General features: G+C 55.8%; 20 protein-coding genes. 15 read left to right on the top strand and 5 right to left on the bottom strand.

Going from position 1 to position 25,353, the window contains the following annotated elements; all coding sequences use genetic code 11:
- Window positions 1-34: 34 nt before the first annotated feature.
- Window positions 35-973, bottom strand: a complete 939-nt coding sequence (locus tag UF64_RS07820; protein WP_044828019.1) for a sensor domain-containing diguanylate cyclase — start codon at window positions 971-973, stop codon at window positions 35-37.
- A gap of 331 nt (window positions 974-1,304) precedes the next feature.
- Between UF64_RS07820 and UF64_RS07825 the strand changes: the two genes are divergently transcribed.
- On the top strand, window positions 1,305-2,012 hold the full coding sequence (locus tag UF64_RS07825) for a TIGR00266 family protein (protein ID WP_044828020.1): 708 nt from the start codon (window positions 1,305-1,307) through the stop codon (window positions 2,010-2,012).
- A 264-nt stretch (window positions 2,013-2,276) separates the two neighbouring features.
- On the top strand, window positions 2,277-3,680 hold the full coding sequence (locus UF64_RS07835; protein ID WP_044828022.1) for an FAD-binding oxidoreductase: 1,404 nt from the start codon (window positions 2,277-2,279) through the stop codon (window positions 3,678-3,680).
- A 66-nt stretch (window positions 3,681-3,746) separates the two neighbouring features.
- Here UF64_RS07835 and UF64_RS07840 read toward each other — a convergent pair whose 3' ends face one another.
- On the bottom strand, window positions 3,747-4,835 hold the full coding sequence (locus UF64_RS07840; RefSeq protein WP_044828023.1) for a lipid A deacylase LpxR family protein: 1,089 nt from the start codon (window positions 4,833-4,835) through the stop codon (window positions 3,747-3,749).
- Window positions 4,836-5,107: 272 nt separating this feature from the next.
- A complete protein-coding gene (locus UF64_RS07845) occupies window positions 5,108-5,944 on the bottom strand; it encodes a DUF2189 domain-containing protein (protein WP_044828024.1) in 837 nt (278 codons plus the stop codon).
- A gap of 460 nt (window positions 5,945-6,404) precedes the next feature.
- On the opposite strand from UF64_RS07845, the gene UF64_RS07850 reads away from it, so the two are divergent.
- The 7 genes from UF64_RS07850 (at window position 6,405) to queG (ending at window position 16,531) form a co-directional block, all read left to right on the top strand.
- Window positions 6,405-9,971 (top strand): AsmA family protein, encoded by a 3,567-nt coding sequence (locus UF64_RS07850; protein WP_044828025.1) that lies wholly within the window; start codon window positions 6,405-6,407, stop codon window positions 9,969-9,971.
- 171 nt (window positions 9,972-10,142) lie between these two features.
- A complete protein-coding gene (locus UF64_RS07855) occupies window positions 10,143-11,669 on the top strand; it encodes an inorganic phosphate transporter (RefSeq protein WP_044828026.1) in 1,527 nt (508 codons plus the stop codon).
- Window positions 11,670-11,901: 232 nt separating this feature from the next.
- Complete coding sequence (locus UF64_RS07860; RefSeq protein ID WP_044828027.1) at window positions 11,902-12,447, top strand: VUT family protein; 546 nt, start codon at window positions 11,902-11,904, stop codon at window positions 12,445-12,447.
- A 133-nt stretch (window positions 12,448-12,580) separates the two neighbouring features.
- The gene (gene queA / locus UF64_RS07865; protein WP_044828028.1) at window positions 12,581-13,633 is read left to right on the top strand and encodes a tRNA preQ1(34) S-adenosylmethionine ribosyltransferase-isomerase QueA; all 1,053 of its coding nucleotides are present in this window, start codon (window positions 12,581-12,583) and stop codon (window positions 13,631-13,633) included.
- Between the two features lie 6 nt (window positions 13,634-13,639).
- Window positions 13,640-14,782, top strand: coding sequence for a tRNA guanosine(34) transglycosylase Tgt (gene tgt / locus UF64_RS07870; RefSeq protein WP_044828029.1), 1,143 nt, complete (start codon window positions 13,640-13,642; stop codon window positions 14,780-14,782).
- A gap of 3 nt (window positions 14,783-14,785) precedes the next feature.
- Window positions 14,786-15,253 (top strand): preQ(1) synthase, encoded by a 468-nt coding sequence (gene queF / locus UF64_RS07875; RefSeq protein WP_044828030.1) that lies wholly within the window; start codon window positions 14,786-14,788, stop codon window positions 15,251-15,253.
- A gap of 123 nt (window positions 15,254-15,376) precedes the next feature.
- Entirely contained in the window at window positions 15,377-16,531 is a 1,155-nt protein-coding gene (gene queG / locus UF64_RS07880; protein WP_044828031.1) for a tRNA epoxyqueuosine(34) reductase QueG, read from the top strand.
- Window positions 16,532-16,537: 6 nt separating this feature from the next.
- On the opposite strand, the gene UF64_RS07885 is transcribed toward queG, so the two are convergent.
- Window positions 16,538-17,317, bottom strand: a complete 780-nt coding sequence (locus tag UF64_RS07885) for a phosphodiesterase (protein WP_044828032.1) — start codon at window positions 17,315-17,317, stop codon at window positions 16,538-16,540.
- Window positions 17,318-17,391: 74 nt separating this feature from the next.
- Between UF64_RS07885 and UF64_RS07890 the strand changes: the two genes are divergently transcribed.
- Window positions 17,392-17,664, top strand: coding sequence for a ribbon-helix-helix domain-containing protein (locus tag UF64_RS07890; protein WP_044828033.1), 273 nt, complete (start codon window positions 17,392-17,394; stop codon window positions 17,662-17,664).
- Between the two features lie 11 nt (window positions 17,665-17,675).
- Window positions 17,676-19,535: an asparagine synthase (glutamine-hydrolyzing) gene (gene asnB / locus UF64_RS07895; RefSeq protein WP_044828034.1), complete on the top strand. Its 1,860-nt coding sequence runs from the start codon at window positions 17,676-17,678 to the stop codon at window positions 19,533-19,535.
- Here the strand turns inward: asnB and UF64_RS07900 are convergent.
- The gene (locus UF64_RS07900) at window positions 19,503-20,582 is read right to left on the bottom strand and encodes a response regulator (RefSeq protein WP_044828035.1); all 1,080 of its coding nucleotides are present in this window, start codon (window positions 20,580-20,582) and stop codon (window positions 19,503-19,505) included. The two genes, asnB and UF64_RS07900, sit on opposite strands and share 33 nt — an antisense overlap.
- A gap of 278 nt (window positions 20,583-20,860) precedes the next feature.
- Between UF64_RS07900 and UF64_RS07905 the strand changes: the two genes are divergently transcribed.
- The 4 genes from UF64_RS07905 to UF64_RS07920 all read left to right on the top strand — a co-directional run bounded on the left by UF64_RS07905 (window position 20,861) and on the right by UF64_RS07920 (window position 25,161).
- Window positions 20,861-21,736, top strand: a complete 876-nt coding sequence (locus UF64_RS07905; protein ID WP_044828036.1) for a MurR/RpiR family transcriptional regulator — start codon at window positions 20,861-20,863, stop codon at window positions 21,734-21,736.
- Between the two features lie 22 nt (window positions 21,737-21,758).
- Window positions 21,759-23,147 carry an aspartate aminotransferase family protein gene (locus tag UF64_RS07910; RefSeq protein WP_044828037.1) on the top strand — a complete coding sequence of 463 codons (1,389 nt, stop codon included), beginning with the start codon at window positions 21,759-21,761 and terminating at the stop codon, window positions 23,145-23,147.
- Entirely contained in the window at window positions 23,147-23,977 is an 831-nt protein-coding gene (locus UF64_RS07915) for a 3-keto-5-aminohexanoate cleavage protein (RefSeq protein ID WP_044828038.1), read from the top strand. Before UF64_RS07910 ends, UF64_RS07915 begins: the two co-directional genes overlap by 1 nt.
- Window positions 23,978-24,183: 206 nt before the next feature.
- Window positions 24,184-25,161: a TAXI family TRAP transporter solute-binding subunit gene (locus tag UF64_RS07920; protein ID WP_044828039.1), complete on the top strand. Its 978-nt coding sequence runs from the start codon at window positions 24,184-24,186 to the stop codon at window positions 25,159-25,161.
- Window positions 25,162-25,353 lie beyond the last annotated feature (192 nt).

Genomic DNA, 25,353 nt, shown 5'->3' on the forward strand with positions numbered 1-25,353 from the left:
CACTTCAAACGGTGCGGGATTAGGCAGCAAGGGGTTACTTGCGACGGCTTTTCTTGTCGCGATACATCTCAAGATCGGCAATCGCCATCATGTCCTCAAGGCTCTTATCAAGCGGATCGAAGAAGACCGATGCCCCGGAACTGATTTTTGGCGTCTCGCGGATCGGCGATTTTGAGGTCGGGACCGTCAGTTTGGCGTGATCAAGGGCATTGCGTACCCGGGTGATGATCGTGGTCAGATCACCGCGATTGCGCACATAGCCCAGAACGGCGAACTCATCGCCGCCGATGCGGCCGCAAATATCAACTTCGCGGATGCTGTCGGTGATCGCCTTGGCGACGGCACGAAGGGCTGCGTCACCAGCGGCATGGCCGTAATCATCGTTCCAGTGTTTCATGTCATCAAGATCGATAAAGATGATCCCGATATTGTGGTGATAGCGTTTGGCGATACGGATCTTTTGCTGGGCAAGCAGTTCAAACCCTGCGCGGTTGCTCATGCCGGTCAGCGGATCGGTCATCGACAGGTTGCGCATGATTTCATACTGCTCATACAGGCGCAGATCGGCCTCGATCAGGTCGCGGAAGACCTCCATCAATTCCTGCAGGGTGTTTTCATATGCCGTTGCCTTGGTATCGAAAACGCAAAGCGTTCCAAAAACAACGCCGTTCGGCCACATAAGCGGCACCCCGAAATAGGAAATATAGCCATCTTCGACCACTTCGGGCTTGTTGCTGGCATTAGGTTCGTAAAAGGCGGACTTGGACCCGACGACACGACGGCAATAAAGATTGGCATCAAGCGATTGCGGCTTGCCCGAAACCTTGGGGGACGGGTTTTCCGGGTTCTGGCTGGTCAGGGCTGCGCGAAAGCCGAGCTTTTCATTGTATTCAACAACGTAGCCCGCCGTTGCGCCCAGAAGCTGTGTCATCAGGTCGACAACGCGTTGCCACTTTTCGAGCGAGGCCATCATGACCTCGTCCTGGGTGACCCAATCGACTTTTTTTAAGCAAGACCATCGTGCGCGCCTTTACCCCATGCCGATCAATCTGCCTGATCAGCTCAAATTACATTATAGCACAGTACTATAAGGAAGTATAAGAAACCTCTTAACAAAATGCTTTCGCTTCAACATCTTGAGGGTGGTTTTTTGATCCCTTGTATAGATCCGGGAAATGGGACGTCGATGAGCTGATCTTTGGCGGAGCTGTCGTGTTTTTGCCCCTTTTTCTTGCGATTGAAACCGACAGGTTCCAAACTTGTGCGCAAGACGACATCCGAACAGATAAACAGGAGATGCCCACATGGCAGACGTGATCGACTATACGATCCATGGCGAAGAGATGCAGCTGGTTGAAATCGAACTCGATCCCGGCGAAGGGGTTCGGGCCGAGGCCGGGGCCATGATGTATATGGGCGATGGCATTGCCATGCAGACTGGCACGGGTGGTGGCCTGTTTTCCGGCTTCAAGCGCATGCTGACCGGCGAGGGCTTCTTTATCACAAGCTTTGTCCATGAAGGATCGGGCAAGGGGCATGTCGCCTTTGCTGCCCCCTATCCGGGCAAGGTGGTGCCGCTCAATCTGGCCGAACATGGCGGTGAGATCGTCTGTCAGAAGGATGCGTTTTTGTGTGCGGCAGCCGGCATTGATATCGACATCGCCTTTTCCAAGAAACTCGGTGCCGGCCTGTTTGGCGGTGAAGGTTTCATCCTGCAGCGACTGAGCGGTGATGGCATGGCCTTTATGCATGCTGGCGGCACGATCATTCGCAAGGATTTGCAGGCGGGCGAAACGCTTCGGGTGGATACCGGGGCGCTGGTGGCCATGACCCCGTCCATTGATTATTCCATCAAGTTTGTCGGTGGCTTTACCAACGCGCTGTTTGGCGGCGAGGGGCTGTTTGTCACCACCCTTGAAGGGCCGGGAACGGTCTGGCTGCAAAGCCTGCCATTCTCGCGTCTGGCGGATCGTATTGCTGCGGCCCTGCCGCAGGATCGTAACAAGGGCTAGGCGCTGCGTACGTAAAGCTTACCCGAAAGGGTCTTGAAAATGGATGGGGATAGCGCGGTTTCATGAAGCATGCGCTATCCCCATATTCCTCGCAGAGATATGCCGTGATAATTTTTTGCCGAATTCTGGTAAAAGGTAATACCAATTTCGGGCATCACGGCGTAGGGTGTCTGCCAAATTTCAGTCCGCTGCTGTCTTCCCCACGGTATCAAGACAGCACGGACAAACGCCATCAGGACCACACAGGCCGAAAGAGTAAACATCATGTCAGTTCGTGAGTATGAACGTATCGAAACCCCGGAAAGTCTTATCAGCGCGCTTCGCGAGATGCTTGGCGATCGTCTTTCGACTTCCGCATCTGTGCTTGAACAGCATGGCAAGGATGAAAGCTGGCATGAAGCATCCCCGCCCGATGCGGTGGTGTTTGCAAACTCGACCGAGGAAGTGGCAGAGGTGGTCAAGCTTTGCGCGGCCCACGATGTGCCGATCGTGCCGTTTGGCACGGGATCGTCGCTTGAAGGTCACGTGGCGGCACTTCGCGGTGGTATCTGCATCGATGTGTCGCAGATGAACCAGATCCTTGAGGTCAATAACGAGGATCTTGATTGCCGTGTCCAGGCCGGTGTGACCCGTGAACAGCTGAATGACCATCTTCGCGATACCGGGTTGTTCTTCCCGATTGATCCGGGTGCCAATGCCTCGATCGGGGGCATGACCGCGACCCGTGCGTCGGGCACCAATGCGGTGCGTTATGGCACCATGCGTGAAAACGTCCTGAGCCTCACGGTTGTCACCCCGGATGGCAAAATCATCAAGACCGCCAACCGCGCGCGTAAATCATCGGCGGGCTATGACCTGACCCGGTTGTTTGTCGGCTCCGAAGGCACACTGGGTGTCATTACCGAAATCGGCCTCAAGCTTTATGGCATCCCCGAAGCAATGTCGGCGGCTGTCTGTGCCTTCCCGACGGTTGAAGATGCGGTTAACACCGTCATCCTGACCATTCAGGCGGGTATTCCGGTCGCACGTATCGAGTTCCTTGATCCGTTGCAGGTGCGTGCGGTGAACAACTATTCCAAGCTCGACCACAAGGAAGCACCGACGCTGTTCTTTGAATTCCATGGCACCGAGGCCGGGGTTAAGGAACAGGCAGAATTCGTGCAATCGGTCGCCGAGGAATTCGGTGCCGAGGAATTCCAGTGGGCGACCCGTCAGGAAGATCGCAACAAGCTTTGGGCGGCTCGCCACAAGGCCTATTACGCCTCGCTTCAGCTTGAACCGGGCAAGGCCGGCATGCCGACCGATGTCTGTGTGCCGATTTCAAAACTGGCAGAGGCGATTTCGGAAACCCGTGCCGATTGCGATGCCAGCCCGTTGACCTGCACGATCATTGGGCATGTTGGCGATGGCAACTTCCACACCCTGATCCTGCTTGATCCCGAAGATCCGGCCCAGATGGAAGAAGCCAACCGTCTGCACCGTCGCATGGTCGAACGCGCGCTTAAGCTCGGTGGCACTTGCACCGGTGAACACGGCATTGGTTATGGCAAGCTTGATTTCATGGTGACGGAGCATGGCGAAGATACCATCGCCGTCATGCGCGCGATCAAAACCGCCCTTGATCCCAAAGGTCTGATGAATCCGGGCAAGCTGATCCCAGGTCTTTGATATTATCAGACCAATAGGTCTATCGCATTGAAAACGGGGCCATTTGGCCCCGTTTTTGTTTTTCGCTCAGAAGCGGAAGGAAAGCGATAGCGACCCGAACTGATCCGCCCCGCTTTGGGCGGTGAATTCCGGGGTGCGATAGACATGGGTGTAGGTCAGGCGTGCCTGACCGATAATCACCGCGAGACCGATCTGCAGATCACCAACCAACGGCTCCTTATCGACCGAGTTGCTGTCGGTAAAGGTATTGCCATCAAGGGTGATGTCACGCGCAACATACCGCCCGGCAAAGCCTGCAAAGATATAGCCACTCAGCGGGAAGCCCTCGGTATCGGGCACAAAGAAGTCCGATCCCGGCAGGCTGGGACGGATACGCGGCGGGCCGTAATCGGCCGGCAGGTCAAAGCCCATACGGAACATCGTGCCGAGCTCCGCATTGGTAAAGGCATTCCCGAGTGTGACTGCACCGTGCGGCGTGGCATCGAACTCGACCCCCAGAAGATCGGCTTCAAACCAGCCGCGATATTTCCGCTCATAGGTCAGGCCAATGACCGGTTCGTTTTTGATCTGATTGTCCCAGCCTTCGGGATGAGGGCTGTTGATCTGCTTATGGACAAAGGACTGCGTTTCATCGGCAAGCGATGCCGGGCCAACCACGCCAAGGGTCAGCTCCAGCGTATCAATGCGCGAATAGTTGCTGTCTGATCCCTTTTTCTGCAGGCCGGTATCGGACAAAAGTCCCGCAGTACCATACAGCATCCCGGCCCACGGGCGGTCATCGGGCTGATTTTCCGCAATCGTGATGTCATCAGGCGTGAACATGGTCTGGCCCAGCGAGTAGCTGGTGCGAATGCGGCCTTCGGAGGCAAAGAACGGAACCTGTTTGGCAACGTTCAGAAAGCTTGCAGGCGCTGAATCTTCCGGCGAGATGAAGGCAAGGCGTACACCGTTGGTGTAGTGCTGATCGCTATTTGTCGGGGTGAACAGATCGTTTTCAACCGACAGCGACACACCCCATTTGTCGTCCGGGGTGCGGGTCGATTGCGGTCCATCGGCCGTGTTGGTTTGCGCCATGGTCCCTTGCGTGCCAGCAAACAGGGCAAGCAGGGAGGCTGAGACAGCGATAACACGACGAGACGCGCGGGCGTTGAGCATGATCAAATGAACTCGTGAAAGCAGTTGGTTACCAGATAGCGATCTGTTGCCGACTGATCTTGGACAATTTATGGCAAGCATGCCAGTGAAGTTTGCGGGGTCGTGAACGATGTCTCACCGCATATACACGGATTGATCGCCACAAAGCTTAAACTGCCAAGGGCGGGTTTTGTTCCCGCGCGTTGGATCATTCTTGTTGATTTGTCCGACCAATGAAAAACGCCGCCCTTGGATCAAGGACGGCGTTTGTAAAATCGATTGCCGGGAAAGGCTCAGGGAACCTGACGGCGCAGGCGGGCGACGTCGGCCTGACTTTCATCAATGATCCCGCGATAGGCATGCCAGCTTGAGAAGCCAAGAAGCGGCATCGTAATCGCCAGTCCGAACATGAAGACAACCATGCCGCAGGCCGAAAGGATGGCAATCACTGCACCCCAGCCGACCAGAACCTTCCAGTTCTTGCGAAATGCCGAGACACTGATGATCACAGCCGTAATCACATCAACGTCTCGATCTACCAGAAGCGGGATCGATACCACCGAAACCGCAAAGGCAATGATCGCAAGCACACCGCCAAGAAGGCCGCCGGTGATCAGGAAGGTTATCGCATCACGAGAGAAGAAGGTTTCCCAGACCAGCACATCAAGCGATGGCATGGTGCCATTGTAAAACAGCGCAAACAGCAGCATCGCAATGCGCGTCCAGGCCAAGAAGAACAGCATCAACAGAACACCAATCGCCCCGATCTGACCGGGATTGCGGCGAAAACCATTCAAACTGTGCCAAAGGGTAACGTTTTCGCCCATCTCTAGGCGGCGACTGGTTTCATAAAGCCCGACCGCCACGATCGGGGCCAAAAGCATGAAGCCAGCCGCAAGTGGTAAGGTCAAATAGGGTTGGCCGGAGCGGAAGATGCTGAGAATGATCAGCCAACCGGCAACGGTACACAGCGCACCATAGGTCAGGCCAATGGCCGGTGTGCGTTTGAAATCGCGCCACCCGGCTTGCAGCCAGGCACCCGATTGGTCGGTGGTGATGGTACGTACAGCGATACCGCGCTGTCCGGGGTCGACCGCTTTTTCTGGCGTTTCGATTGTTGTATCGGTCATTTTAATCCTCCCTGTCGCGATTGCGTACAACGATCATCCGAATGGAATGAAAGTCAGGATTGAATTTTTTGTTTTATAAAATGTATCATTTTGAAAGCCGATTTCCACCATCCAATTGATTTTAAACTACGTATTTCGCCAATTGGTAAATTCGCAAATGGCGTTAAAGGTTTTCTTTCCGTGGATTCCGGTTTTGTTTTTAATCCTTCAAAATAACGTAATATCAAGGTGATGCTTGATCAGAGGGCTGTGCTGACACACATGAAGATGGTGCCTTCGGAACAAAGGGGCGCCGTTCGGGTTACACAGTGATTAAGCTTGCCCGAAATTAGCTATAATCTTTGGCCATTTTCTGTTGCGAGAGTCATCACGAGCCTTATGCTTTCGGACATGAAATCAAACCTTTGTGGGTTTCTGCCATATTCGGCGGATGACCTTGCGATCTAGCGGAGCCTGACTGTTGAAAAAAATCCTTGCCGCAATTGGCGCACTTCTCGTGGTTCTTGTTGCCGCGTTGCTGATCATTCCGTCGCTGATCGACTGGAATGGCTACAAGGCACAGATCAGTCAGGCTGTGCGTGATGCTACCGGCCGCGAACTGAACCTTGCCGGTGATCTGTCGATGTCGCTGATCCCGTCGCCGTCACTGACTGCGACCGATGTCAGTCTGGGCAATGTGGCTGGCGCGCAGGACGCCAACATGGTCGAGATCGGCGAAGTCCGGGTGTCGGTGGCCCTGATGCCGCTTCTGACCGGCAATGTGCAGGTGACCGAAGTCAGCCTGATCAATCCGGTGATTGCCATCGAAACCTTTGAAGATGGCAGCAATAACCTGGTGTTTGATCCCAATCAGGCAACGCGATCCGGCCCGGATGCAGGTATGATCACAACGCCGGGTGCGGGTAGCGAAACCGCGTCTACCCCGACCGAAGGTGGGGATACTGCCGCTGATAGTGGTGAAGAGGCCGGCAGCGATTTTGCCAGCACCATTCAGGTCGACCGTCTGGAAATCGAAAATGCGACCATCATTTATCGTGCGCCGGGTTCCGAAGAACGTATTGAGGGCCTGACCCTTGGTGTTTCCGCACAGACCCTGAATGGCCCGATCGAGGGTGAAGGTTATGTCTTCTATCGCGGTATCCCGCTGACCTTTGCGCTTAATGTTGGCGAGATCATCCAGACCGCGCCGTTCCCGGTCAGCCTCAAGCTTGGCATTGATGAGGTTGATGGCGGTGTCACCGTTGCCGGACGTGTCGACCTTTCATCTGACAATCCCGGTTTTGACGGCGAAATTGACAGTGACTTTGACGACCTGCGCGAAGCTGCCATTCGGATTGCCGGTGACCATGCCGATATCCCCGATATCGCTGCCAAGCCTCTTGATCTTGGCGGGCATATTACGGCCAATGCCAAATCGGTAACGCTGAATGATCTTTCGATCCGCTTTGGTGAAACCCGTGGGTCGGGCGCGATTGCCATTGATCAGGAACCAAGCCTCAGTGCTGATGTCGCGCTTCGCTTCAACCAGCTTGATCTTGATAGCATTCTGGTGCTGGCCGATATGGGCGATGCGACGTCTTCACCTGCTGCAAACAGTGCTGACAGTGCATCGACAGCTTCTGGTGATGCCGCGGGTGGTGCGCAATCCATTCCGTCGCAAAGTTCGGTCAAGAAAGGCGGTACGGCCAATGCCCCGGCCATTCCGGCCGATCTGACGGCCTCAATCGATTTTGAAGTCGAAACCCTGATCTATAATCAGACACCGGTCCACAACGCGCGGATCAATGCCGCAATTGCCAACAGCAAGGTGACGCTTAACGAAGTGTCCGCAGGTTTGCCGGGCGGGACGGACGTTGCCGTGTTTGGCAGCATTTCCGGTGAAACACCAACGCCGAGTGCGGAACTGAGCTACGAAGTCGCTTCGGAAAACATTCGTGCGGTCATTCGTTGGTTGGGTGCGGATGTTGATGGCATTCGTGCCGATCGTCTGCGTCGCTTCTCGCTGACTGGCGGGATTAAGGGGACGAGTGAACAGCTCAATATTTCCGATCTTGATCTTCGGGTTGATGACACCGCCATTCGTGGTGCGGTTGTTGCCAATTTGAGTGGGTCGGGCCTGCCGGCCTTGGGCATCGGCCTGAAGCTTGATCGGATCAATCTTGATCAGTATCTCGCCGCCAGCCCGGATGCAGAGGTTTCTGTTTCCGCGACCTCGGATGCGGGTTCTACGTCATCTGGTGATGGCGGAACGGCATCTTCGGGTGGCGGCACGGCGTCTGCCACGAAGCCCGATATGGTCAAGGTCATCAAGGACGCGTTGGCCCCGCTTGAAGGGCTTGCGGCCAATTACCGACTGGCGGCAGATGAAATCATTTCATCGGGTGTCTCGGTACGCGGCATTTCAATTGATGGCAGCATCAGCGGACCTGACATTACCCTGACCAACTTTGCCGTTGCTGATGCCGCCGGTCTTTCGGCCAGTGCAAAGGGTGTGTTTAACGGTTCGGCCAATGTTCCGGCATTTGATAATTTGTCGGTACGCGTGACTGCCAAAACGCTTGAGCCGCTGGCAAAGCTTACCGGCATTACCCTGCCGGCCCCGGCCAGCAGCTATAAGAGTGTTCAGGCCAATCTTGGCCTGAATGGTCCGGTGACTGGTCCGACGGTTGCGGTTGATGTTTCCAACCCGCTTCTGCAGGTCGCCCTTGATGGTGTTGTCTCGGAAATGCTGGGCAGCAATCCGGGCATCGATGGCAAACTTGCCGTGCAGGCATCAAGCCTGAACCGTGCGCTTGAGCTTCTGGCCCCGACCTATACGCCATCAGGCAATCTTGGCCGTTTGGCGGTGTCGGGCAATGTTCAGGGCAATGCGCAGAACGTCGCACTGGATGGCTTGAAGCTTATCCTTGGGGCGTTTGAAACAGCTGGTAACGTTCGTTTCGATGGTTCACAGGCACAGCCCAAGCTTTCTGTCGACCTTTCGGGGGGCAAGCTTGTGGTTGATCCGTTCCTGCCCGCCGCAGAACGCGCAAGCCTGATGCCCGGTATCGGCAGTGGTCCGCGCAAGGCGGCATTCAATCTGCCCAAAACCACAAATGTTACCCGTGTTGATGCACGTGATGGCACGCCGTGGGATGACAATGTGATTGATGTATCGGCGCTGCGTTCGATCGATGCGGATATCTCCATCGCGTTGGATCAGCTGGACTTTGATACCTACAGCCTGATCAATCCGGACCTGAAAGCCAATCTGGTCAATGGTCTTCTGACCATTCCGTCCTTTACCGGGCTTTTGGGGCAGGGTGACCTTGCCATAAACGGCACCTTTGATGCCCGCAGTGCCGATGTTCCCAAACTGGCACTTGCCGGGAAACTTGATGGTTCACGGATTGAAAGCCTGGCCCCGATACGTGTTGCAAACGATACCATCCTTGGTGGTGTTGGCCTGACCTTTGATGCCAATGCCCAGGGCAATACATCCCGCCGTCTGGTATCGGCCCTGAATGGGACGGCCAATCTGGTTCTGAATAATGTGCGCTTTAGCAATGCAGACAATCGCTCGACCGATCCGCAACTGAATATCGAAGCGTTGTTGCGTCAGGGGCCGCAGGCCATGGTGGTTGAAGGGGTTGGTAATAACGATCTGTTGCAGACGCTCGAAGCAGACATGACGATCACCAACGGTATTGCCAAAACCACCCGGGTTGAGGCGGTCTCACGTGTCGGGACGGCGGATGCGGATGCGACCCTTGATCTGCCGCGCTGGGTCATGGATACGCAGGCTGATTTCGATTTCTCTGAAAAGATCGAAGAGCTGCCAGCGTTTAGCGTCTATGCCAAAGGCAAGATCGACGATCCGGTCATCACCGGTCGCATGGACAAGGTTGCCGTCAAGGTCCTTGATAACCTGATCGACAAGGCGCTCGGCGGTGACGGATCGTCCAGTTCTTCCGGATCTGGCGGTGGTTCTGCCGAGGATGCGGCCAAGGGGCTTCTGAAAGGACTGCTCAATCAGTTCGGTCGATAAGCCGTCAAACCATTGCAATCTCGATAAAACGGCCCTGCTTTGCGGGGCCGTTTTTGTTTCAGTTCAATAAGTTGATGTTGGATTGTCATAAATAAGCAAAAAAACCTTAACAAAGAGGTCCGGCTTCGACATGATCCGCCCGTCGATTCCCTTTGATGGTAACGGTTGATTATGTCGGTAAAGAAAACTGCTCTGGATAAGGATCTCAAGTGGCAAAAACGCATGGATGCGGGGCTGGGTGAAACCGCTTCGATCAGTGCAAAGCTTGGTTTGGCACTTGTCTTCCTGCTTGCCTGTAGTGCGTTTGTCGCCTTTCACATGGGCGGACTGCCGCAAAGTGGCTTTCTGATCGCGGCTGCTGTTATTGGCGGCTATATGGCGCTCAATATCGGCGCGAACGACGTTGCCAACAATGTTGGCCCTGCGGTGGGCTCCAAGGCGCTAACCATGGTTGGCGCCCTTTTGATTGCCGCGATATTCGAAGCGGCCGGTGCGATCATTGCCGGTGGCGATGTTGTCGGCACGATCAAGAACGGCATTATCGACCCGACCCAGATGCCCGATGCCAAGACCTTTGTCTGGGCAATGATGGCGGCCCTTCTGGCAGCGGCCCTTTGGCTGAACCTTGCAACCTGGCTTGGTGCACCGGTTTCAACCACGCACTCCATCGTCGGGGGTGTCATGGGTGCTGGGATGGCCGCCGTTGGTATTGGTGCGGTAAACTGGCCGACCATGGGCAAGATCGCCGCAAGCTGGGTGATTTCCCCGGTGCTTGGCGGTTTGATCGCAGCAGGCTTTCTGGCTTTCATCAAATTCCGCATTCTTTACACCGAAGACCGTGTGACGGCTGCGCGCAAATGGGTTCCGATCCTGGTGGGCGTGATGGTTTCCGCGTTTTCGATGTACCTGATGATGAAGGGTGTAAAGAAAATCTGGAAGGCCGACACCCCGGTCGTCATCGCGATTGGTATTGCCGCCTTCTTCCTGACCGTGATCCCGGTGCGCAAGGCCGTCTTCCGGGCATCGGCAAGCATGACCGGTCGTCGCAAGGAAATCGCATCGCTGTTTCGTATTCCGCTGGTGGTATCGGCAGCCCTTCTTTCCTTTGCGCATGGCTCCAACGACGTAGCCAACGCGATTGGCCCGCTGGCGGCCATTGTCTCGGGTGTTGATAGCGGTCAGATCGTGACATCTGCCCCGATCCCGATCTGGGTGATGGTGATTGGTGCGGTTGGTATCTCTGCCGGTCTGATCCTGTTTGGTCCGAAACTGATCAAGACGGTTGGTTCGAAAATCACCAAGCTTGATCCGATCCGTGCCTATACCGTGGCATTGTCAGCCGCCCTTACGGTGATTGTCGCATCTGCGCTGGGCCTTCCGGTCAGCTCGACCCACATTGCTGTTGGTGCGGTCTTCGGGGTTGGCTTCCTGCGTGAAAGCCTGTCACATCGCCGTCGCCAGATCGCACCGCCGATGCTGGTGGATCGCAGCGAGAACGAGCAGGCGGACGAGCATATCGAAGCGCTCCGTCAAATCGATCCGAGCGAAGCCGAAAAGGCAGAGAAGAAATTCCGCAAACGCCTTCTGGTGCGTCGTCGCTACGCGGTGACGATTGCAACCGCGTGGGTGGTGACGGTGCCGGCTGGTGCCTTCCTTGGGGCGCTTCTGTTCTTCACCATTCGCGGCATCATGCTGTAATCGCATAAGAATATAGTTTCGCAGCGCGGCGCCCCATTTTCCCCGGGGCGACATGCAGCGATCTGCAGCGGCGATCAGGTTCTTCCTGATCGCCGTTTTTCCTTGACCGGGCTTTGGTCTGCGCGTAAACAGCCGCACCAAAGTTACACAGAATCCGTCCGAGATCGTCGCCCAGTTTGGTGGGCCGCGAGATTTGTTATGCGTGGGTTCATTTGATTAGAAAGGCTAACAGATGAAAGCGATCATTTTCGGTGTTCTCGCCATGGCGGTGACCGTTGTCGCATCGAACATTCTGGTCGAATACCCGCTGCCGGGCGTTCTGGCCGACTGGCTGACCTATGGTGCCTTTACCTATCCGGTCGCCTTTCTTGTTACCGACCTGACCAACCGCGCACGCGGTGCGGCGGCGGCACGTGTTGTCGTGCTGGCCGGTTTTGCCCTGGCGGTTGTTTTGTCGCTGATCTTTGCAGATACGCGCATTGCCATCGCATCGGGTTCGGCATTCCTGATTGCCCAGATGCTGGATGTCACCGTTTTTGACAAGCTGCGCCGCGCCAGCTGGTGGAAGGCCCCGCTGGTGTCATCGGGTATCGGTTCGGCGGTTGATACCGCGCTTTTCTTCTCGATCGCGTTTGCCGGTACCGGTCTTCCGTGGGATACGTGGGCGATGGGCGACTTTGCCGCCAAGATGATCATGGCGTTGACTTGCCTTGCACCGTTCCGCCTGCTGATGAGCGTGGTTACCCCGCGCGTCAATGCGGAACCGGCCCGCGGCTAAGGCCTTAAGGTCGGGCTGATACAAGGCAAGGGCGGGTCAGATATGCCGCTCATAGCCTTGTGATTTTTTACGAAGGGGCGCATAAGACGCCCCTTCATTTGCTTCTTCAATTGACCCGGAATTGCCCTGATCCATGAAAGTCGATCTGTTCGATTTTGAATTGCCGCGCGAACGCATTGCAGAACATCCGGCCAATCCGCGTGATGCTGCTCGTATGCTTGATCTTTCCGGTACGGGAACTGTGGACCGTATCGTGCGCGAACTGCCCGATATCCTGCGTCCCGGTGACTTGCTGATTTCCAATGATACGCGTGTTATTCCGGCCCGCCTTTTTGGTAAACGCGGCGATGCCAAGGTTGAAGTCACCCTGCATAAGCAGGAAGGCCTTGGCACCTGGGTGGCATTTGCCAAACCGGCCAAGAAGCTGCGCATCGGCGAAACCTTCAAGGTCAATGACGAATTCGAAGCCGAGGTCCTTGCCAAGAAGGACGGTGGTGAAGTCACGCTGCGCTTTAACAAGTCGGGTGCAGATCTGATTGCAGCCCTTGAAAAGTACGGCGTCATGCCACTGCCGCCCTATATCCGCCGCGAGGTCGGTGGCGATGATCAGGACAAGTCCGATTATCAGACCATCTTTGCGCAAAAGGACGGCGCGGTGGCGGCCCCGACGGCAGGTCTGCATTTTACCCCGGACCTTCTGGCCAATCTGGATGCGCGCGGGATCAATCGCCGCACTATTACGCTTCATGTTGGGGCGGGGACGTTCCTGCCGGTCAAGGTCGATGATACCGATGACCACAAAATGCATGCCGAATGGGGATCAATCAGCAAGGAAATCGCCGATCTGATCAACGAGACGCACGCAAATGGTGGCCGGGTGATTGCAGTCGGGACCACGTCGCTGCGTCTGCTTGAAAGTGCCGCGCGCGAGGACGGGGTGGTTGAACCGTTCGAGGCAGAGACCGACATCTTTATCACGCCGGGTTACAAGTTCCGCGCCGTGGATATGCTTCTGACCAACTTCCACCTGCCGCGTTCGACGCTGTTTATGCTGGTTTCGGCCTTTGCCGGGTTTGATCGGATGAAGGCAGCCTATGGCCACGCCATCGAAAATGAATACCGCTTCTATTCCTATGGCGATTGCAGCCTGCTTGAATGCGCCAATAAAATTGATGCACGGACATAAAAACCGATGACCGAATTTCGCTATGAATTGCTTGCCCAGGATGGCAAGGCCCGTTTGGGGCGCATCCACACAGCCCACGGCGTGATTGATACGCCGACCTTTATGCCGGTCGGCACGGCTGCCACGGTAAAGGGCATGCTGCCTGAAAACGTTGCTGATACGGGCGCCCAGATCCTTCTGGGGAATACGTACCATTTGATGCTGCGTCCGGGCGCGGAACGTATCGCGCGTCTGGGTGGTCTGCATAAATTCATGAATTGGGACAAACCGATCCTGACCGACAGTGGTGGGTATCAGGTCATGTCGCTGGCGAAACTGCGCAAGATCACCGAAGACGGTGTGACCTTCAAAAGCCATATCGACGGCCGCAAGTTCAACCTGACGCCGGAACGTTCGATGGAAATCCAGCATCTGCTGGGATCGACCATCACCATGGCGTTTGATGAATGCACGCCGTTCCCCGCGACCGAACAGCAGGCGCGCGAAAGCATGCAAATGTCGATGCGCTGGGCAAAGCGGTCCAAGGATGCGTTTGTTAACCGCGAAGGCTATGCGCTTTATGGCATTCAGCAGGGCAGTGTTTTTGAAAACCTGCGTCGCGAGAGTTCTGAGAAACTTGCCGAGCTTGATCTTCCGGGCCATTCGGTGGGGGGGCTTGCGGTCGGCGAAGGCCAGCAGATCATGTTTGATACGCTTGATTTCTGCGTTGATATGCTGCCTGCCAACAAGCCGCGCTACCTGATGGGGGTTGGCAAGCCGTCCGATCTTGTCGGTGCCGTGATGCGCGGGATTGATCAGTTTGACTGTGTGCTGCCGACCCGGTCCGGGCGCAACGCGCAGGCCTTTACCCATCGCGGGACGCTGAACTTGAAAAACGGCCGCCATCGCGATGACGATCGTCCGCTTGATGATCAGTGCGGTTGCCCGGCATGCACGAAATATTCGCGTGCCTATCTGCATCACCTGATCAAGGCGGGGGAAATACTCGGTGCGGTGCTGCTGACCTGGCATAACCTTGCCTATTATCAGGATCTGATGCGCGGCATGCGCGAAGCCATTTCCGAGGGACGCATGGACGCCTTTGCGCGCGATTTCCATGCCAGACAGGAAGGCGGGGACATTGATCCCGTGCCGATTATCGAGGACTAAGCCATGGCCGATCAAACGATTTACGACAACCTGACCATGCTGGGCGGCGATACCAAACAGCCGGCATCGCCTGATGAAGCTGTTCTGGAACGCGTTTCAAACCCGCAGGCCGGAACCGATTACTGCGTGCGGTTTGTCGCACCAGAATTCACGTCCCTTTGCCCGATCACCGGCCAGCCTGATTTTGCCCATCTGGTGATTGATTATGTTCCGGGTGACTGGCTGGTGGAAAGCAAGTCGCTGAAGCTTTTCCTGACGTCGTTCCGCAATCATGGGTCATTCCATGAAGATTGCACGATCAAGGTCGGCAAGCGCATTGTCGAAACCCTCGATCCGAAATGGCTGCGCATCGGTGGATACTGGTATCCACGCGGCGGCATTCCGATTGATGTGTTCTATCAGACCGGCCCGGCCCCGGATGGTGTCTGGATCCCCGAGCAGGGCGTTGCCCCGTATCGTGGGCGCGGCTAGGGCCACGGTTTATCAGTTTGTTAAAAGGCCGCAGCTTCATGCTGCGGCCTTTTGCGTTTTGGGCGGATGATTATATAAGGCAGCAGAGAGAGGCCGTGAAACAAGACAAACCCGCACCACGCCATGAAGACCAAAATGCGCCAAGACATCACGTTTGAGATGCTTCATGCCAAAGCCCGAGAAGTCGGCTTTGATGTCTGTGGTGTCGCGCGGCCAAAGATTGATGCGCGCAATCAGCAACGTCTTGATGAATTTGTCGCCGGTGGGGAATACGGCTCCATGGGCTGGATGAATGATCCGGAACGTCTGCCGCGCCGACGCGATCCGGAAATGCTCTGGCCGGATGTGAAATCGGTCATTGTTCTGGGCAGTAATTATGGCCCGGCGGAAAACCCGATGGCGTTGCTCGATCATCCCGATCGGGCGATGATTTCGGTCTATGCCAAGAACAAGGATTATCACGATCTGATCAAAAAGCGCCTGAAGCAGCTGGCGCGCTGGGTCGTCGAACAATCTGGTGGGGTGGAGCAGGTCAAGGTGTTTGTCGACACTGCCCCGGTTCTTGAAAAACCCTTGGGGCAGGCATCGGGCATTGGTTGGCAGGGAAAGCACACCAATCTTGTCTCTCGCGAATTTGGCAGTTGGTTGTTTTTAGGCGAGATTTTCACGACCCTTGATCTGCCGGAAGACGAACCGGAAATCGATCATTGCGGGTCCTGCTCGAAGTGCCTGTCAGCCTGTCCGACGGATGCCTTTCCGGCCCCCTATAAGCTTGATGCGCGCAAGTGCATCAGTTACCTCACGATCGAACATGACGGGCCGATCCCGGTCGAGTTCCGCAAGCCCATGGGTAATCGCATCTATGGCTGTGATGATTGTCTGGCGGCCTGCCCGTGGAACAAGTTTGCCAGCCGAACGGCCGAAATGGCCTTTATCCCGCGTGTCGAATTGACCGCGCCGCGACTTGCCGATTTCCTTGATCTGGATGATGCGGGTTTTCGCGCGTTCTTCACCGGATCGCCAATCAAGCGGATTGGCAGGCCAAAGTTCCTGCGCAACGTTTTGATCGCTGCGGGCAATAGCGGGGCGCAGCGTCTGATCCCGCGTATCGAAAATCTGCTGACAGATGAAAGTGAGCTGATCCGGGCCAGTGCAGTCTGGGCCTTGTCACAATTGATGGAGCCTCCGGCATTTGCCAAAGCCCGTGCGGTACATTTTGCGACCGAAGCGGACGCCACCGTTCGCGAAGAATGGGATCGGGCGGCAGAAGCAGCCTGAACCAGTTTACATATCGAACTTCACGAAATTGAAGTGATAGCGAAGCCCGCCATCCCCGTCGGCAAAGGCAATGCCATAGCCCGGTCCAAGCGGGTTGGGGTCCTGAAGTTCTTCTTCTTTCTCGTGACGGAAGTCAAGCGGTTCACCCGACTGGGTGCTATTGCCCAGAACGAACGGTACACCAAGCCATGTGCCGGTTGCCGGGCGGTGCAGATGGCCAAAGAAAAGGTGTTTGATCTGCGGGTTGGCGGTGACGATTTCACCAAGTTCTGCCTCGGCATCAAGGCGGATCGAATCAATAAAGGGCAGGCCCATTTCCATAGGCGGATGGTGCATGAACAGGTAGGTCGGCGTGTCACGATGTGCTGTCAGCTCATCGCGCAACCAGTCAAGCCGTTGTGCGCACAGCGTGCCGTGATGGTGGCCGGGCACGATGCTGTCCATCATCACAAAGCGCACGCCATTGAAAGTCTGGCCGAAGTTGACAAAGCCATGGGTGTCGGTTTCGGTTGTCGGAAAGGCATCGCGAAACGCTTCACGGATGTCATGATTACCCGGAATAATCAGATAGGGAATGGCAAGATCTGAGAGGATCTCGACCGCATTTTCATACTGTTCCGGTGTGCCGCGATGGGTGATGTCACCGGTGATGATGCAGATTTCCGCATCCGCGTGATAGGTGTTGACCTCGGCAATGACCTTGCGGAGCGTCGCGGCCGCATCGGGCAGGCGCGAGACGTCATTTCTAGCCAGAATGTGAAGGTCGGAAAGATGTATGAATTTCATGTCGATGCCCTATCATGGCGGAAAGCTTTTGAAATCATGGTCGTTTTTGTGCCGGAGTTAAAGACTAAACACCGATGGATGATGCCGTTCGTAAAAGATCAGTGACAATTGCCGGCCACCGGACGAGCTTTTCGCTCGAAGATGCTTTCTGGGAAGAACTGGTTGGCATTGCAGAGCGTCGCGACATGACGCTGGCCGAACTGGTTGTCGAAATCGATACCGACCGCGAAGGCAATCTTTCAAGCGCCTTGCGCCTGTATGTTCTGCGCGATCTGCAAGGCCGGTTGGTCGGCGAAGATGAAGATGCCGAGTTTTCGGATCCCGAAAGCGGCAGCGACCGGATTTAGGCAGGGCATCCATGTGTGGCATCGCAGGCTTAACCCGACCAGACGACCTGAATGCCATCAATGCCATGCTGCAGCGCCTTGTCCACCGTGGGCCAGATGGCTCGGGTGTCTGGACTGATCCAGAAAGAAAGATCGCCCTTGGCTGCACGCGCCTTGCCACCACCGATCTAGCCGATCAGGCCAACCAGCCGCTTGTTACGTCAGATGATCGGTTTGTTCTGGTCTTTAACGGCTATATCGCAGGGCATCGGCGCAGGATGCAGTTGGCAAGGGTTGATGGGATAACCTTCGAAACCCGAAATGATGCGGAACTTGTCCTTCAACTGCTGGCCCAGGCGATCGGGCGTGGAGATGAACCTGCCCGCGTGCTTGAAACCTTGTCCGGGCAGTATGCACTTGCCTTGTGGGACAGGACGCAATCCTGCCTGTGGCTGGCGCGTGACCCGCTGGGGATCAAACCGCTTTATGTTCTGCTCCCCTCGGACGGGCAGCTTGCCTTTGCCTCAGAGATATCGGCATTTTCTGCAATTGCGGAACTCGTGCGGGATGAGAGCATCAAACCGAAATATCTCGCCCATCTCTTTGTACCCGCGCCGGATACGGGGATAGAGGGCGTAACCCTTCTCTCGCCCGGGACGGTTTTGCGGTGGCAGGCGGGAGAGGTTGATGAGCAGCGTATTGTGCATCCGGCAGAGAAGGCGGGAGGAGCAGGAGAGGTCGCGACACCTGAGGCATTGCTGTCTGCTGTTCGACAATCGGTTGCGGATGCGATGGATACTGATTGCCCGGTCGGGTGTCTGGTTTCGGGCGGGCTGGACAGCGCCGGGGTTGCAGCATTGGCGTGCGATATTGCCCGCGAACGTGGAGAGCCATCTCCGCCAGCGTTTGTCATGGGTTTTGATGATCCGGCCATTGATGAAACGGCTGCCGCCCAAAATTTGTGTCGGCATCTGGGGCAGGACCTGAACGTTGTTGCTGCCCCGAGCACGCCAGAGGAAATCCATCAGGAGCTTGTTGCAGGAATGCAGAGCGTTGGCGGGCCATTTGCCAATCCGTCCATTGTTCTGATGCGCTGCCTTTCACAGGCTGTCAGCGCGGATGTCAAAGTTTGCCTGTCAGGCGATGGCGGAGATGAGTTGTTTGGCGGCTATCCGCGATATCGGGCGGCGCAGCTTTACGAGGACTATTGGCGGTATGTGCCCGCGCCCGTGCGGCGCTTGATGGCAAGCCTGTCCGCGGTTGGCAATGACAGGGAAATGCAGCGCTTTTTGTCGGGCACATCGGGTGGGCCCGATCATGCTTTTGACGTCTGGAACAACCGCAGTGCCATTCCCGAATGTGATGCCCGGATTGCTTGGCGACCGGATCTGGACCGTGGCTTGGTGGGCGCGATGATGAATTTTGATCGCGATGTGACACTGCCGGGCAATCAGTTGCTGATGTCAGATCGGTGCGGGATGGCACATGGATTGGAATATCGCCTGCCGCTTCTGGGGCATGACGTTGTGCGTATTGCAGCCTCAGTCCCGGCAAAGCAACATCTCAAGCACGGTCCAAAGACCCTCTGGCGTCAGGCCATCTCGCCTTATCTGCCAGCCGGGCATGTCCAGAACCGGAAGATCGGGTTTAATCCGCCGGTGGCAAAATGGCTTGGCGAGGTAGTCCGATATCTGTGGGGGGATGAGGACCGTATTCTTGAGACGGTGTTTGCGGATGTCGCGATTTCGCGTGATGTCAAAGCCGCCTACTGGAAGCGCGCGGTATCCGGCCATGATATTGATATGGCGCTTAGTATCTGGGCGCTGATGGTTTGGCAAATCTGGTGCGGGTTGGATGGATCAGACGTGCGGGGCACTGCTGATATTGCGTGACCGGCGATAAAGGTTGAGCGCGGTCAGGGCCGTGGGGGCGAGCTGCACAACCTGGCGCGAAAGCGATAGCAGGCGGTTTTCATCGGGATCGTTATCTTCGAATTCGGACTGGGTTGTCTCGCACAGCTCGGAAAGCTGTCGAAGGCCAAAGGTGCCCGACGTGCTTTTAAGGGCATGGACCTCATTCCGCACGGTGGTCATGTCGTCTTCAGACAGCGCCTTGTCGATCTTGACCAGGCGTGATTCCGTTTCGTTGATGAAGATCTCAATCCCGCATCCGGCACCTTCATCGCCGGCATCTGTGTAAAGCTGTTCAAGAATTCGGACATCAAGAACAGGGCTGGTCAGGGATTCCGGGCGCGGTGGACGTCCGATCCGTGCGCCCTTGCTGCGTTTCTGGGCGGCATTCGGATCAACATTGGTGCCGCTGCGCCGGGTGATCAGTTCCTGCATGGTGTCGATCAGTTTTTGCCGCTGGATGGGTTTGTTGATGAAATCATCAACGCCCGACTGCCGGGCAATGACATTCCAGTCACGTGATTGATGGGCGGAAAGCGCAATGATCGGAGTGCGCGCCACCGGGCCGCTCATATGGCGGATGCGCCGCGTCGTATGCAGCCCGTCCATATCGGGCATTTCGACATCCATCAGGATCAGGTCGGCATTCACCCCGCGTTTGAGCATGTTCAGAACAGTCTGGCCATTGCTTGCTTCAACAATGCCATATCCTTCGGCCTGAAGAATGCGCCGTGCGACCATACGGTTGCTTTCACTGTCATCGGCAATGATGATGGTGCCGATCTTGGCGTCATTGGCGGAACTGGCAAGATCAAGCCGCTCGGACTGCGGGACCTGTGGTTTGACAAAGCAGACCGAGATCATGCCGCCATCGGCAAGTTCGGTTTCATTGAAGATCAGGTCTTCCTCGGCAACGCCCGAAATCAATTGTTCCCACGCCGGATTGGCAAAGACAATCCGTTCTTCTGCATCAAACAGGGCGATGCCTGCCTGTGCCTGATTAAGGGACTCAATGATCTTTGTTTCCATTGGTCATCCACCGATTCGGTGTTGCAACTTCCACCATTGGGCGCTTTTGCGTTTCCGATATGAAACGCAGGAGTTTCACCTTTGAACTCCGGTATTTTTACAGTTTTTTCTAATAAGTCCATGTTTTTTAGACTTCACGCAATTTCCAACTGCCCTTGCGATGAAACAGAATGTCGAAACAACTGTTTCAAAATTATAACTTCTGAAACATGTGTTGTGTCGATGCGTCACCTGTGGCGTAATCATGGTTTCCTTGGTTTGGCGCGGGTATCTTGGTGATGGGTGTGCAGACTGATTTGCGTGAAAAGCTGATATCGGACTACGCCAAGCTTAGTCCGCAAATGCAAAAGGCTGCGCGCTATATCCTTGATCATCCAAGTGATGTCGCCCTGCGCTCGATGCGGGCGCTGGCCCGTGCCGCAGACGTGCCCCCCAGCACGATCACCCGGTTGATGAGTGCGATTGGCGTCGAAACCTGGCAGGAGTTTCGCGATCATTATCAGAACCGGTTGCTTGATCAGCCGGCAAGCTATGCCCAGCGCGCCCGCGAAACCCAACGGACCGAGAATGATGCCAACCGTGATGAGCATCTTCTTGAAAGCATCTGCCGCACAGAGATTGATAATATCAGTGCTGCCTTTTCGCCTGAACTTGTGTCCCGCCTGATCGAAGCCTGCGAGGCAATCGAAGATGCGCGGCAGGTCTTCATCGTCGGGCGTGGTGCGGCCTATCCGGCAGCATGTCAGTTTGCCTATGCCTATCGGCTGTTTTGCGACAATGGCGTTTTGGTCGACGGCCATTCGGGCACGTTTGGTGATGAGCTGCGCGGCATTGGTCGACGGGACCTCTTGATTGCGGTCGGTGCCAAACCCTATATCCGCGACACCGTGCGCGCGGTCGAGTTTGCCCGATCCCAGCATTGCCTGGTGATTGCGCTTACAGATTCCGATGTGTCGCCAATCGCCATGGATGCGCTGTGCAAGCTTGTGGTGCGCGATACGTCACAATCCTTTTTCCAAAGTTTTACCGCCGCCCTTTCGGTCATGCAGGCGCTTGTGGCCCTGTTGGTCGCACGCGGTGGCCCGAAGGCCCTGCAACGGATTGCCGCTGCAGAAGAACAACTCGCTGTCTTTGATACATATCTCGAAGACTAGGCACTTTACGGAACGTCCGATCATGACCAAAGCGTCAAACTCTGCCCAATCCAATGCCCCGGTTCCGAACGCAGGCACCCGTGTTCTGCACCGTACGAGCACATCCACGCCTCCGCGTGCTGTCCGGGGTGAGGGGATCTATATCTTTGATCAGAACGGCAAGAGTTATCTCGATGCTTGCGGTGGTGCCGCGGTGTCTTGCCTTGGCCATTCCGACCCGGATGTCCGGGCTGCCATGCATGCCCAGATTGATCAGATCGCCTATGCCCATTCCGGGTTCTTTTCATCCGATGCGATGGAAGAACTGGCTGATGAGCTGGTCGCATCCGCGCCCGAAGGCATTGATAAGGTCTATTTCGTGTCTGGCGGGTCAGAAGCCACCGAAGCCGCCCTTAAGATGGCGCGCCAGTACTTTCTGGAAATCGGTCAACCGGACCGCAAATATGTGATTGCGCGTCGCCAATCCTATCACGGCAATACCCTTGGTGCGCTGTCGGTTGGGGGCAATATGTGGCGGCGCAAGCAGTTTGAACCGCTTCTGATCACTGCAAGTCATATCGCTCCCGTTTATCAGTATCGCGATCAGCGCGACGATGAAACGCCAGAGGCATATGGCCTTCGCGTTGCTAATGAACTTGAAACGGCGATCCTTGAGCTGGGATCTGAAAACGTCGCGGCATTCGTTGCCGAACCGGTTGTCGGGGCAACGGCCGGGGCGCTGGCACCGGTGCCGGGCTATTTCAAACGCGTGCGCGAGATTTGCGATCAGTACGGTGTGTTGCTGATCCTTGACGAGGTCATGTGTGGTATGGGACGCACCGGCACCCTGCACGCGATTGAGCAGGAAGGCATTTCTGGTGATCTGCAAACCATCGCCAAGGGACTTGGCGCAGGGTATCAGCCAATTGGCGCGGTGCTTGTATCCAAGAAAATTAACGATGCCATTGCCAACGGATCGGGTTTCTTCCAGCACGGCCATACCTATCAGGGGCATGCAACCGCCTGTGCTGCAGCCCTCGCGACGCAACGCGCGATCAAGGAACGCAACCTTCTTGCCAATGTCGTCAAGCAGGGTGAAAACCTTGTCAGTGCCCTTGAGGCAAAACTGGGGCAACATCCGTTTGTCGGCGATATCCGTGGCCGCGGTTTGTTCCGCGGCGTGGAACTGGTCGCCAATCGTGAAACCAAGGACCCGTTTGACCCGGCGCTTAAAATCAATACCAAGATCAAGAAGGCGGCTTTTGCCCGTGGTCTGATGGCTTATCCCATGGGGGGGACGATTGATGGCGTTCGTGGTGACCATGTGCTGTTTGCCCCGGCTTTCATCATTGATGAAAGTGATGTCGCCAAGATCGTCGATCTGTTTGCGGGTGCGCTTGATGACGTGTTTAAGGCAGAGGGACTGGCGTAATGGATTATGGTGACAAGCCGTTTCTGATTGCGTCGGCCCCGAATGGCGCGCGCAAAACGCAAGCCGATTTGCCAAGCATTCCGATCACCCCGGCCGAGGTCGCCAAAACGGCCCTTGAATGCAAGGCGGCGGGGGCGTCGATGATGCATCTGCATGTTCGTGATGATCAGCAGAAACACAGCCTTGATGTTGGCCGCTATCGTGAAATGCTGACCGAGGTCAGATCATCTGTCGGTGACGATATGCTGTTGCAGGTCACGACCGAGGCGGTGGGCATCTACACAGCCCAGCAGCAGATGGAGATGATCAGAAGCCTTGTGCCAGAGGCCGTGTCGATTGCCGTGCGCGAAATTGCGCCCGGTGATGCGGACCTTAATGCGCTGAAATCGTTTTTCGAGTTTATGCGCGAAGCCAAAATTGCACCGCAACTGATCCTCTATGCGCCAGAAGATGTCGCGCGGTTCAATCAGCTGGTTGAAATCGGCGTTCTGCCCGGGGACAGGTTCCCGGTTTTGTTTGTGTTGGGGCGTTACACCGCAGGGCAGATGTCGCAGCCATCTGATCTTTTGCCATTTATCGGGTCCAGTCCGTATGTCTCGGAATGGATGCTATGTGCCTTTGGGGCTTATGAAAATGCCTGCATTCTGACGGGTGCGGGGCTTGGCGGACATGCGCGTATCGGGTTTGAAAATAATCACCTTAAGGTTGACGGATCGCCCGCTTCGAACAATGCTGAGCTTATTGCCCAGGCACATGATGGTTCGATCTTGATGGGGCGGCCAATCGCAACAGGCGAACAGGCTCACCAGATTATGCAACCCATGTGGTAGGAGGGGCAAAACGAAACAGGCTATACGCGAAAATGCGTAAATTCGTCAGGAGGTTTCGGGGTTATAGGGTTTTATTCCGCTAAGGCGGACACTATAATCCCCATCGTCGAAACATCTGATTTTTCTGATGTTTCCGTTTAATTCAGCTGTTCAATGTCGAACACTGGAAAGCCTTATAACAGGGTGTAAAAAGGGAGCGAATCCTTATGAAAAAACTTATTGCTGTAGCGGGTGCAGTCGCTGCAATTGCTGGCGCCTCGCTGTTTGCCGGTCAGGCCTCGGCACAGGAAAACCGTTTCATCACCATCGGTACCGGTGGTGTGACCGGTGTGTACTATCCGACGGGTGGCGCTATCTGCCGTCTGGTCAACAAGGATCGCAAAGAGCACGGTATTCGTTGCTCGGTCGAATCCACTGGTGGTTCGGTCTACAACATCAACACCATTCGTACCGGCGAGCTGGACATGGGTGTTGCCCAGTCTGACTGGCAGTACCATGCCTATAACGGTACTTCTAAATTCGAAGACCAGGGTCCGTTCGAAGACCTGCGCGCTGTATTCTCCGTCCATCCGGAGCCGTTCACCGTTGTTGCTCGTGCAGATGCCGGCATCAAGACCTTTGACGACCTCAAAGGCAAGCGCGTGAACATTGGTAACCCGGGTTCCGGTCAGCGCGGCACCATGGACATCGTTCTGGCTGCAAAAGGCTGGACGCTGGACGACTTCTCGCTGGCATCCGAACTGAAGCCGGCTGAACAGTCCCAGGCACTTTGCGACAACAAGATCGACGCGATGATCTACACCGTTGGTCACCCGTCCGGTTCGATCCAGGAAGCAACCACTGCCTGTGATTCGGTTCTGGTTGAAGTTGCCGGTCCGGCAATCGACAAGCTGATCGCTGACAACCCGTACTACCGTGCAGCCACCATTCCGGGCGGCATGTATCGTGGTAACCCGGATGACGTTGTCACCTTCGGCGTTGGCGCGACCTTCGTGTCCTCGACCAACACCGACGCGGACGTTGTCTACAACGTTGTCAAAGCAGTCTTTGAAAACTTCGATGATTTCAAAAAACTGCACCCGGCATTTGCTGTCCTGAAGAAAGAAGAAATGATCAAGGACGGTCTGTCGGCTCCGCTGCATGACGGTGCAGCCAAGTACTACAAAGAAGCAGGCCTGATGTAATCAGCCTTGGGACGGAGGGCGTTTTTCGCCCTCCGTTTTTCTTTTGCGCCCGACGGGTTTGCTCACAAAAATTGAATAAACATAACGCCGTAACTTAGGTGTTGGAGTACTCCGTAGGGGACCGGGTGTGTGTCGACGGAGGCTTTTTGTTTCTGGACCACCAGTTCAATTGGCTTTCGTAGTGACCGGGAG

Origin of the sequence: Thalassospira sp. HJ (genome assembly GCF_000948415.1) — a bacterium.
GTDB lineage: Bacteria > Pseudomonadota > Alphaproteobacteria > Rhodospirillales > Thalassospiraceae > Thalassospira.